7 protein-coding genes are annotated in these 9,528 nt (G+C 60.9%); 5 read left to right on the forward strand and 2 right to left on the reverse strand.

All coding sequences use genetic code 11. The features are described from left to right. Nucleotides 1-9 precede the first annotated feature (9 nt). Genes ACI2KA_RS22840 through ACI2KA_RS22850 form a run of 3 tightly spaced genes read left to right on the forward strand, consistent with a single transcriptional unit; the run spans nucleotide 10 to nucleotide 3,724 of the window. Nucleotides 10-822, forward strand: coding sequence for an NAD-dependent epimerase/dehydratase family protein (locus tag ACI2KA_RS22840; RefSeq protein WP_404504744.1), 813 nt, complete (start codon nucleotides 10-12; stop codon nucleotides 820-822). Between the two features lie 7 nt (nucleotides 823-829). After that, nucleotides 830-2,023: an NAD(P)/FAD-dependent oxidoreductase gene (locus ACI2KA_RS22845; RefSeq protein WP_404504745.1), complete on the forward strand. Its 1,194-nt coding sequence runs from the start codon at nucleotides 830-832 to the stop codon at nucleotides 2,021-2,023. Nucleotides 2,024-2,038: 15 nt separating this feature from the next. Beyond that, complete coding sequence (locus ACI2KA_RS22850; protein ID WP_404504747.1) at nucleotides 2,039-3,724, forward strand: thiamine pyrophosphate-binding protein; 1,686 nt, start codon at nucleotides 2,039-2,041, stop codon at nucleotides 3,722-3,724. A 181-nt stretch (nucleotides 3,725-3,905) separates the two neighbouring features. Here ACI2KA_RS22850 and ACI2KA_RS22855 read toward each other — a convergent pair whose 3' ends face one another. Further along, the gene (locus tag ACI2KA_RS22855) at nucleotides 3,906-4,637 is read right to left on the reverse strand and encodes a FadR/GntR family transcriptional regulator (protein WP_404504748.1); all 732 of its coding nucleotides are present in this window, start codon (nucleotides 4,635-4,637) and stop codon (nucleotides 3,906-3,908) included. A gap of 48 nt (nucleotides 4,638-4,685) precedes the next feature. Then, the gene (locus ACI2KA_RS22860; RefSeq protein WP_404504749.1) at nucleotides 4,686-7,742 is read right to left on the reverse strand and encodes an FAD-binding and (Fe-S)-binding domain-containing protein; all 3,057 of its coding nucleotides are present in this window, start codon (nucleotides 7,740-7,742) and stop codon (nucleotides 4,686-4,688) included. Nucleotides 7,743-7,839: 97 nt separating this feature from the next. Between ACI2KA_RS22860 and ACI2KA_RS22865 the strand changes: the two genes are divergently transcribed. Both ACI2KA_RS22865 and ACI2KA_RS22870 read left to right on the forward strand, forming a co-directional pair. After that, on the forward strand, nucleotides 7,840-8,589 hold the full coding sequence (locus ACI2KA_RS22865; RefSeq protein WP_404504750.1) for an SDR family NAD(P)-dependent oxidoreductase: 750 nt from the start codon (nucleotides 7,840-7,842) through the stop codon (nucleotides 8,587-8,589). Beyond that, nucleotides 8,582-9,322 carry an SDR family oxidoreductase gene (locus ACI2KA_RS22870; protein WP_404504751.1) on the forward strand — a complete coding sequence of 247 codons (741 nt, stop codon included), beginning with the start codon at nucleotides 8,582-8,584 and terminating at the stop codon, nucleotides 9,320-9,322. Before ACI2KA_RS22865 ends, ACI2KA_RS22870 begins: the two co-directional genes overlap by 8 nt. Nucleotides 9,323-9,528 lie beyond the last annotated feature (206 nt).

Genomic DNA, 9,528 nt, shown 5'->3' on the forward strand with positions numbered 1-9,528 from the left:
GGATTCGAAATGTCCGATTACAACAAGGTCCTGTTGACGGGCGCGGCTGGCGGCGTCGGCACGCAGTTGCGCAAATCCGGCACCGCGCTCGGCAAGACGGTGCGTCTCTCCGACCGTAAGCCGATAATCGACCTCGCCGCCCATGAAGAGGACTTCCCCCTCGATCTCGCCGATTTCGACGCCGTATCGAAGGCGGTCGAAGGCTGCGATGCAATCGTCCACATGGGCGGCCAGGCCATAGAGGCGGCCTGGAAGACCGTTCTCGATTCCAACATTTCCGGCGGCTACAACATCTATGAGGCCGCACGGCGTCACGGGGTAAAGCGTATCGTCTATGCTAGTTCGGTTCATGCCATCGGTTATTATGACCGGACGGAAACGATCGACGGCAACGTGCCGACCCGACCCGACAGCCTGTACGGCGTATCAAAGACGTTCGTGGAAAACCTCGCCCGTTATTACTGGGACAAATTCGGTATCGAAACCGTGTCGATCCGTATCGGCTCCTGCTTTCCCGAGCCGACGGACCGCCGCCACCTGATCACGTGGCTGTCCTATCGCGACTGCCGCCAGCTCGTTGAAAAAGCGTTGTCTGCGCCGCGCGTCGGTTTCATGGTCGCCTATGGCATGTCCGACAACTCCCAGCGTTTCTGGGACAACCGCGCGGCGGCCGTGCTCGGCTACAAACCCGAGGACAGCGCCGACGACTATCGCGAAAATATCTTTGCGAAAACCCCGCAAGGGGACCCGAACGACCCGGCCATACGCTTCCAGGGCGGCAGCTTCTGCGCCGCCGGCCATTTCGAAGACGAGAACAAGTGAGCGCATGATGCAGGACACCAAGACACATTACGACGTGGTGATCGTTGGCGGCGCCGTCGTCGGCAGCGCGACCGCCTACTTCCTCGCCACCAATCCGGATTTCGATGGATCGATTCTCGTCATCGAAAAGGACTGGACATATCAGCGTTCGGCGACAGCCCTGTCGTCAAGCTCGATCCGGCACCAGTTCTCGAATGCGATTAACGTCAAGGTTTCGCAGTTCGGAACTGAATTCATCCGAAACTTTAAGAAAAACATCCAGGTCGATGATGATACGCCAGAAATCGGCTTTCACGAAGCGGGATATCTGTTCCTCGCCGATGACGCGCGCGGAGAACAGGTTCTCCGGCGCAACCACGATACCCAGGTCTCCTGCGGCGCGGAAGTCTCACTTCTCGATCCCGAAGGGCTGGGCAGGCGCTTCCCGTGGCTGAACCTTGAGGGTCTCGTTCTCGGCAGCACCGGCGAGCGCGGCGAGGGCTGGTTCGATAGCGTCGGCCTGCTTCAGGGCTTCCGCAAGAAGGCCCGCTCGCTCGGCGTCGAATATATCGAGGACGAAGTCGTGGAGATCAACCGGGAAGGTGACCGCATTCTTTCCGTGACCACCAGGGGCGGCCAGACGGTTTCCTGCGGCACGCTGGTCAATACGTCGGGCACTAATGGCAAGAAGACGGCGCGGATGGCCGGACTTGATGTCCCGGTCGAGCCGCGGCGCCGTTCACTATTTGTCGTCGATTGCCGCACCCCGCTGGAAGGAAAGGTCGGTCTGACGATCGATCCGTCGGGTGTTTTCTTCCGTCCGGAAGGCAAGTTCTACCTGATGGGGACCTATCCCAAGCATGATCCGGAGGTCGACCCGAACGACTTCGACGTCATGCATGACGAGTTCGACGACGAGATCTGGCCGATCCTCGCACATCGTGTGCCGGCATTCGAAGCGATCAAGGTCGTCAATTCCTGGGCAGGGCATTATGACTACTGTACGCTCGACCACAACGTCGTGCTTGGACCGCATACCGAGGTGAAGAATTTCCTCTTCGCCAACGGCTTTTCCGGGCACGGGCTGCAGCAGTCCCCGGCGATGGGGCGCGGCCTGAGCGAACTTATCACCTATGGCGGCTTCAGGACGCTTGACCTGTCGCCGTTCGGTTATGAGCGCGTGGTCGCGAACCAGCCTTTCCTTGAAGACGCCGTGATCTAAACAACAGGGACCATCATGAGCACTCCAATCACCAAGCGCAGCGGCGGCCAGGTTCTGGTCGACGCGCTGCGGATCCATGGCGTCGACCGTGTCTTCGGCGTTCCCGGCGAGAGCTATCTGGCCGCACTGGATGCCTTCCACGATGTCGAGAAGGACATTGAGTTCGTCATCTGCCGCCAGGAGGGCGGCGCGGCCTATATGGCCGAGGCCTATGGCAAGCTTACCGGCAAGCCAGGCATCTGCTTCGTGACCCGCGGCCCCGGCGCCACGAACGCCTCCGTCGGCGTTCACACCGCCTTCCAGGATTCCACGCCGATGCTTCTGTTTATCGGCCAGGTAGCCCGCGACCAGATGGAACGTGAAGCGTTTCAGGAGATCGACTACCGCCGCATGTATGGCCAGATGGCAAAATGGATTGTCGAGATCGAGGACGCGGCGCGCATTCCGGAATTGATCAGCCAGGCTTTTCACCGCGCCGTGAACGGCCGTCCAGGTCCGGTGGTGATCGCGCTGCCTGAAGACATGCTCACCGACATCGTCGAAGTCGCCGACGCGCCCGCATACAAGCGCATCGAGATCTATCCCGGCGAACCGCAGCTTAACGAGCTTCAGTCACTCCTCTCCACGGCCAAGCGACCGCTTGTCGTTGTCGGCGGCGGCGGCTGGAGCCAGCAGGCGGTGGATGACATGCGGTCCTTCGCGGAGGCATTCGACCTTCCAGTTGCCGCCTCGTTCCGCTGCCAGGACATGTTCGACAATACCCATGGGAATTACGCCGGAGAACTTGGCCTTTCCGCCGGTCCGAAGCTGGTGCAGCGCCTGAGGGATTGCGATCTGCTCATCTCGATCGGCGCGCGTCTCGGTGAAATGACGACCGGGGCGTACACCCTGATCGACATTCCCGTGCCAAAGCAGACGCTGGTGCATGTCCATTCCGGCGCTGAGGAACTTGGCCGCGTCTATCACGCCACGCTTGCAATCAACGCCACGCCGGTCGGCTTCCTGTCACAGGCAGCCAGGCTGAAGCCATCCGCAGCGCCCGCCTGGCAGGACTGGACGCGAGCCGCCAATGCCGACTACCTCGAAAATCTCAAGCATCCGCAAACGCCGGGCGACGTCCAGATGGGCGATGTGATGGAATGGCTGCGCGGGCACCTGAAGGCCGACGCGGTCTTGACGATGGGGGCAGGCAACTACACCGCCTGGGCGCATCGTTTCTACCAGTACAGGACGTTCCGCTCCCAGCTCGGGCCGACAAACGGTTCGATGGGATATGGCGTGCCGGCGGCGGTTGCCGCAAAGATTACGGCACCCCAGCGGACCGTCGTCGCATTCGCCGGCGACGGATGTTTCCTGATGAACGGCCAGGAACTTGCCACCGCGATGCAATACGACGCCCGCGTGATCTTCCTCGTCATCAACAACGGCATGTATGGCACGATCCGAATGCACCAAGAGCGGCACTATCCCGGTCGCGTATCAGGCACGCGCCTGACAAACCCGGATTTTGCATCGCTGGCGCGGTCCTACGGGCTGCATGGCGAGACCGTGGAAAAGACCGAAGCCTTCGCCGCCGCCTTCGAACGCTGCGAAGCGTCGGGCAAGCCGGCGCTGATCGAGGTCCGCATCGATCCGGAAGCACTGACCGTAAAACAGACGCTTTCGCAAATCCGTGAACAGGCGATCGCAAAGGGTCTGTAGTGAACCGACCGCTTTTCGGGGGCAGCGACGAGCGCGACCGCAAAGGGGCTTGTCTTGCCCGCAGCCCTTTGGACGAGAGTTCGAAGGGTTTGCCTGTTTGCATCAGACCCGGCGGAAATGGGGCCGTAATCTCAAGGCGCAGCAGGCGGCAATCCCCGAACCGCCTTGCGGAGAATGCGGATCAGTCCGCTGCCTCGCTGCTTGCAGGTTCGTCCAGCAACGCCCGGTATCGGTTCAGGCTTTCCTCGAGATGCGCAGCGATGGCGCTCTTTGCCGCCTTGGCATCGCCCTGGGTGATGGCCGAGAGGATTGCGGCATGCTCTTTATTGATCTTCTTGAGATAGTTGCGATATGCGTGCGAAGACTGACGGTGCTTGAGGACGAGTTCGAAATTGATACTGTCCATCACCGCTTCGAGGAAACTCGGAAAATGCGGGTTGCGGGTCGCCCGCGCGATCGCCACATGGAATTCGTAATCCGCACGCGCTTCAACTTCGGCATCATCCGTTTCAAGGGAATCGAGATGGTCGTAGGCGCGGGCGATCTCGGCAAGCGCCTCCGGCGTGCGGCGTGTGGCGGCCAGTCCTGCCGCTTGCATCTCGACGCCCAGGCGCAGTTCGAGAATCTGCATCGCCGACCGGATATCCTCGATGCGGCTGATCTCGAAGCTCAACGTCTTCGCATCCTTGTCGGACACGTATACGCCGGCGCCCTGCCGGGCGGTGACGCGGCCGCCCACTTTAAGTGATGTGAGCGCTTCGCGGATAACCGTGCGCGATACGCCGAATTCTTCACAAAGCTGCGCACTGGATGGAATTTTTTCACCCGGAGGGTATAGTCCTGAATCGATGCGCTCGCTGAGCTTGGCAACAACGATTTCCGCCAGATTTCCGCGTTGCGTGATGATTGACAAGTCAGCGCCTCTATTTTGTTTCATTGGTAATCTAGCACATATCACATATCATTCCACTTGGCGACGTCTTGTTTGCAGCAGCTCCGACAGCGTCTCCAGCGGGTGCGGTATCCTTCTGCGATCTATTTCCTTCACCTGCGACCGGCAAGAATAGCCGGTCGCCATGAGGACGACCTCATCCGTATTGCGGGCAATTTCTTCCGACCAGCTCAACCCATAAATCTTTTCCGATAACATTCTGTTTCGAGCCTCGTGACCGAATGTTCCCGCCATGCCGCAGCATCCCGCGCCGCCGACTTCAAGGGCGATGCCGAAAGCCTTGAAGACCGCGGACCATTGTGACGTCGCGGCAGGTGCGTTGGTGCGCTCGGTGCAGTGGGGAAGGAGCCTGAAGCGCCGGCCGTTCGTTTCCGGTTCGAAAGGTTGCAGGAATGCAGCGGCTCCGGCAAGCCACTCCTGCGGAAGCAGGACCGGAACCCTGTTATCGGCCGCTCCCGCAACGCCGTATTCGCTTCGGAAGGCAAGCGCCATCGAAGGATCCAGGCCGACAAGCGGAACGCCCGTGGCGGCTATTTGTCTCAGAAAAGCCGCCGTCCGGCCTGCAACGCGCTCGAAACGCTGCATATAACCATGGACATGGAGGGCTTTGCCATTGGTCAGGGGTGGCGCGAGGAACGGGTCAAGCCCGAGGTGCCGGGCGAGCGCGATGGCGGCAACCCCGACCTGCGGGTCGAAATAGGCCGTGAACGCATCCGCCACGAAAACGACCACACGGGCGCGATCGTCAGGCGGCATCGATGCGATGATATCCGGATCGGCGACCGGAACCTGGAGATCCTTCGCAAGCCGGGCGAGGGGCCTTCCGGCCAGCCTGGGCAGCGCGGTCAGCCCCAGGACACGCATGGCAGCCCGGCCAGGAGAGCTGCCGGCAAGGAGATTATAGACGGAACGGAACCTCGCCATCAAAGGCAATATCGCCTCTATGCCCGCCACCAGCGGATCCTTTAGCGGCCGGAGATATCTGCCATAATAGAGGTTCAGAAACTTCGCACGGAAAGCGGGCACGCTGACCTTGACCGGACATTGTCCCGCACAGGCCTTGCAGGCAAGACAGGTATCCATCGCCTCGCGGACTTCGTGGGAAAAGTCGTTGCGGTTTAAGGGATTGAGCGTGTTGACCGCCCTGCGTAACAGGCTTACCGCCCTGTTCTCCCGGGACAGAGAAACCGCCTCGTGTCGCGGTTCGACGCCGCTTTCGACGAGAAGCCGCAGCCACTCGCGCATGAGCATGGCGCGCCCCTTCGGCGAATAGCTGCGGTTGCCCGTTGCCTTGTAGGACGGACACATCGGGCTGGCTGCGTCGAAGTCGAAACAGGCGCCGTTCCCGTTGCAATAGGCCGCATTGTCGAATGCCGCCCGGATATCGTTGCCGATCACGCGATCCGTCGCGCCCCGCAGCGGCACCTCATCGATCCTGAGAAGCGGGCTGGCGTCGGCAGTCGCGATCTTTCCAGGGTTGAGGCGGTTCTCGGGGTCGAAGGCCCGCTTGATCTCCTGCAGCCGGGGATAGAGGTCGCCGAAGAATTCCGGAACATATTCTGACCGCACGCCCTTTCCATGTTCTCCCCACAGGACGCCACCATGCTTGCGGGTGAGGGCGACGACAGCGTCCGAGATCTCCCTTATCAGCGGAACGTGATCGTCCCGCGTCAGGTCGAGCGCCGGCCGGACATGCAGGACCCCGGCATCGACATGACCGAACATGCCATAAGAGACGCCGGCCTCATCCAGAAGTGCGCGAAACTCGCGAATATAGGCGGCAAGATTATCGGGCGGCACCGCGGTGTCCTCGACGAAGGCGACGGGACGGACTGGCCCTTCGACATTGCCGAGCAGGCCGACCGCACGCTTGCGCATCGTCCAGATCGCTTCAATATCGGCATGGTCGCGAGCGATCGAATAACCCTTGCTCCGGGCCGTGTCCGGCCGGCTCAGGGCTGCCGTCACATCGGCGATTTTCCGCTCGAGCTCGTCCGCATCATCGGCCAGCACCTCGGCGATGTTGATGCCGTTTGCGGCGCGGCCGCCATCGTCCGGGAAGAACTGCGAGATGCCGTTCCAGACGATGTCGCCCTTCGCAAGGCCCAGCACCTTCTCGTCGATGGTCTCGACCGAGGCGACGTTGAGTGCGGTCAGCGAACGGGCATCCTCCAGCGCGGTATTGAAGTCGTCATAACGGATGTTGACGAGCGCCGAATATTTCGGGATCGGCAGCAGGTTCAGCTCGATCTCGGCGATCGTGGCCAGCGTGCCTTCCGAGCCGCAAAGGACGGCGTTGAGGTCGAAACGGCCGTCGTCACGACGCACATGCGCAAGATCATAGCCGGTCATGTAACGATTGAGGCGAGGGAAGACCTGCGAAATCCTTTCGCTGTCGTTGGTGGTGATCCTGTCGATCACCCGGTGGATCTCGCCGATACGGTCATCCCGTGACTTTATCAGCGCGAGCGCCTGTTCCGCTAGTGGGCGGCACCACCATTCCGTACCGTCGGTCAGGACGATTTTCGTTCCGATGACATGATTGCTCGTCTTGCCGTAAAGGCAGGAGCCTTGCCCGCAGGCGTCGGTGGAAACCATTCCGCCGATCGTCGCCCGGTTGGAGGTCGACAGTTCAGGGGCGAAAAAGAGCCCATAGGGCCGAAGCGCCCTATTGAGCTGGTCCTTGACGACGCCGGCCTCAACGAGGGCGGTACGGCGCTCCGGATCGATTTTCAAAATCCTGGTCATATGGCGCGAGCAGTCGACGACCAGTCCCGACGTCAGCGACTGTCCGTTGGTTCCCGTGCCGCCGCCGCGGGGGGCGAGACTGAGGTTGCGAAACGGCGCTTCCGAAAGAACCGTCATGAGGATCTTGATATCGGCGACGCCCCTGGGGAAGACGATTGCCTGAGGGAGCACCTGATATATCGAATTGTCGGTCGAAAAGACGGTCCGCGTCGCCGCGCTCGTTGAAATGTCGCCCGTAAAACCGGCTGCGAGAAGGCGCTCCCTGAAATCGGGGGCGGGAAGTGGGGCCGTCTCGGCAGCGCGCAACTTGGGGATCATCTGACTTCGTCGCAAAAAATATCTTGAGCTTTGTTTAACTTGGCATATAAGTGATAACATACAAATTGGCGGGTGCAAATCAAAACAGGAGGCGGAATTGAAGGATCAGACGGCGGTAATCGTGGGTGGGGCATCGGGCCTCGGACTGACAACGGCAAAGCTGATGGCTGCCCACGGTGTGGCGAAGATCGGCCTCATCGACAGGAATGCCGAACTGCTCGCTTCCGCTTCCGAAACGCTGCGCTCCCTCGGGATCGAGGTCGCGACCGCGGTTGCCGATATCTCGAAGTCGGACACGGCGCATGGCGGTTTCAATGAGATCGTCAGCCGGCTGGGCAGGGTGCATTCCCTCGTCAACAGCGCCGCCATCTATCCCCGCCGACCCATCCTCGAAATCACCGACGAGGAGTGGGATCTTGAAAATGCGATCAACGTGAAGGGGACGTACCACATGATGGTGGCGGCTGTCCTGCACATGCGGCAATATGTAAACGCACCGGAGGTGACGGGACGCATCGTCAACGTCACGTCGGTGGATGCCTTCAAGGCGCATCCTCAGAACGCCCATTATGCCGCGACCAAGGCGGCGGTCGTCAGCCTGACGAAGTCATTCGCGGCCGAGGTGGCGAAGGAACAGATCCTGGTAAACTCCGTCGCTCCCGCGGGATTTGCCACCGACCGCGCCAAGGAACTCGGCTTCCTTCCCGAGCTTGCCAGGGCAAGCGCGCTCGGCAGGGCGGCGGAGCCCGTCGAAATGGCGGAATGGATCGTCATGATGGCATCGGCCCGCAACACCTATGCCACCGGCGAAAACGTCGTGATCAGCGGCGGCTATATCTATGTTTGACACCTATCGAAACGCCGTCGTCACCGGCGCCACCAGCGGAATAGGCCGGTCCACGGTACTCGCTTTGCGTCAACGCGGGCTGACCGTTTACGCTGTTGGCCGCAACGAGGAACAGCTCGGCGAACTGGCAGCGACCGAGGGGGTGATCGCCATCCGGGCGGACGTCCGCGACACGGACCGGATATCAGCGGCGCTTGACGGCGTCGAGGTGGACATACTGGTCAATAATGCGGGAATCCTTTCGACACGCGCGCTCTTTCACGAGATCGATCCGGCCGAGATCGACGCGATGATCGACATCAACCTGAAGGCGCCGATGCATCTGACGCGCACGCTGCTTCCGGGCATGGTCGCACGCAGGCGTGGACATCTTCTCTTCATCGGGTCGAGCGGCGGGCAGGCGCCTTATCCGAACATGGCAGCCTACGGCCCATCGAAAGCGGGTCTCAGCCTGTTCTGCGATAATCTTCGGTGCGATCTTCTTGGAACATCCATCAGAGTGACGGAGATCGTTCCCGGGCGCGTACAGACCGATCTATACCGCAACGCGCTCGCGGGGAAGGCGGCGCAAACGCTGCTTTACGACGGCTATCGCCCGATCCAGCCGGACAATATCGCGTCCATCATCGTGAATGCGGTCGAGCTTCCCGTTTTCGTCGACGTCTCCCGAATAGAAGTTTTCCCCACCGACCAGGCCACCGGCGGCGGGACGATGGTCAAGTTCGAAGACTAGCCAACCGCAAGGCTGCAGAACAATGCATATGGGTGAAAAGCCGGCGGCCTGTTATGAGGCCGTTGACGAGAGGCCTGGACGTCGCGTTCATCCGGCGATGATGGGCAGACAATGTGGCGGGGGAGTTGAAACGTCCGCCGATGTGCAAAGTAGAAATGTCCAATTTGGGTGTCCCGGCCATTTAGACATGCGACACTGACACCGCG

This window comes from Agrobacterium sp. NPDC089420, from assembly GCF_044900305.1.
Taxonomy (GTDB): domain Bacteria; phylum Pseudomonadota; class Alphaproteobacteria; order Rhizobiales; family Rhizobiaceae; genus Agrobacterium.